The following is a 297-nucleotide window of genomic DNA, read 5'->3' as shown; positions in this document are numbered from 1 at the left end:
AAGGTGGGCGACATCGTCTCGGAATCCACGGGCGACTTCATATCGGTACGCCTGGGCGACTTCGTCGGAATCCGCACTCATGGTCATGCGGCAGCAGCCGATGGCTTTACACGCCCGCCGTTCGCTCATCCCATGGGCATCCACCAGATGAGCGACAGCTTTCCGCTTCCCCGCGGGCGTCACCACTAATGGGATGACCCGCCCCGTCCTCTCAGTCAGTCTGAGTTGGCTTTTGAAAGGAGGAAGCAATGAGGACACGGAACAAGCCCAGGCCGGCAACGGTGTTTGGGATCGACA

Annotated in this window: 1 pseudogene; it reads right to left on the bottom strand. The window is 60.3% G+C overall.

The features are described 5' to 3' along the window. Window positions 1–186 (bottom strand): annotated as a pseudogene (locus AC0L21_RS38110) (IS3 family transposase); the annotation flags it as partial. Between the last annotated feature and the right edge of the window lie 111 nt (window positions 187–297).

The organism is Bradyrhizobium sp. WSM4873 (genome assembly GCF_055811355.1).
Note: the sequence above shows the minus strand (reverse complement) of the source record. Positions and strands in the feature narration are given on the sequence as shown.